A 1,277-nucleotide genomic window follows, 5' to 3' on the forward strand; every position below is an offset into this window, starting at 1 on the left:
ACACCTTGTTGGCGCCAATGGCGGGCAGAAACTGGGCCAGTACGATCAAGGTGGCATCGTCGATCTTCAGCCCTTGGCACAGTCGAGCCCGTGCGTTCAAGGAAGATTGGTTCTGGGTGGCTTGCTGGAAGTCGACATTGGCCTGGCCGATCAGGTTCACATCACCAAACAAGGTGGTGTAGAACGAGAGCTTGCCTGCGCCATGGAAGGTGTTGAGTGAGCCGAGGCAGGCGGCAAAACTGTCGACTGTCATGCCATAGCGCTGGCGCAGCGGCAAATAGACTGCCAGCGCTTGCAAGGACTGCGTGAGTGGATGAGCACTAATAATGTCGCTGGCTTGGCTGATGAGCCAGTCCAGCTCTTCAAATGACAGTACTTTCACATGGCGCTGCAGGCGAACAAGGCGGTTCAGACGCTCGAATCCGCGACCGTTACGGTTATACAGCCCACTGGTCGATGGCGAGTTGGGTGGCTTCGAAGCCGGTTGCCCGAGCCCCGCTCCGATATACCAATACATGGGCTTCGGCGGGTTCGTAGTGCCGTCTACCCAGCCGTTGATATATCGGGCGCCGTAAGTCTGGGGCGAGACAATGAACTCTTTGAAGTCAATCAGGATATCAACAGGACTGCTCTCTACCTTTTTATTGGGATCAAGGCTGGCAATGGCTACTACACGAACAGGTACCGGATTTAAAAGGTAGTCCTCCTGGGTCATGCCTAAAGAACGTTCGTGGCGGACAAATTTGACCTCACTGAGCTGGGCAGGGAGGTTTACTTGAACTGCCGAGCTAGCATCACCTATACGCAAGTTGAAGCTAGTATTTTGTTCCACCCCAGAATTAAACACCGGGGTAAACGATAGCACAGGAATATTATTTTCAGAGCTACGGATTGAAACATTGGTCAATGTGATATTAAACGATAAAGCACCATCGGGATCGTTATATATCAGCGAGAATGTCTGTTGGGGGTTAGTTCTTAGCACTACATCGTACGCAAGAACATCATAGAACGGCCCAGCCCCCAGTACGGTCAGGATAGTGTCCAGTGGCAGTTGGAGCGCCGCTTTAAAATTTGAGCCGTATTCCACTTGGTTCAAACTCGTTAAACCAAAATATTTCATTACATCCGGTGCGTGGGTATTTTGGGGCTCCGTGCAGATCTTTAACAATTGCGGTGACATCCCCAGCGCATCCCGCGCATAGTTCGCCGGCATCCTGGTGGCCCAACTGCTCAGATTGGCATCGTGGCGCAGCGCCTGACCTTCAAAATCCCCC

Annotated in this window: 1 pseudogene; it reads right to left on the reverse strand. The window is 52.5% G+C overall.

The features are described from left to right. Positions 1-1,277, reverse strand: a pseudogene (locus tag ACZRMS_RS26240) (hypothetical protein); the annotation flags it as partial.

It is taken from the genome of Pseudomonas sp. B424 (assembly GCF_055408345.1).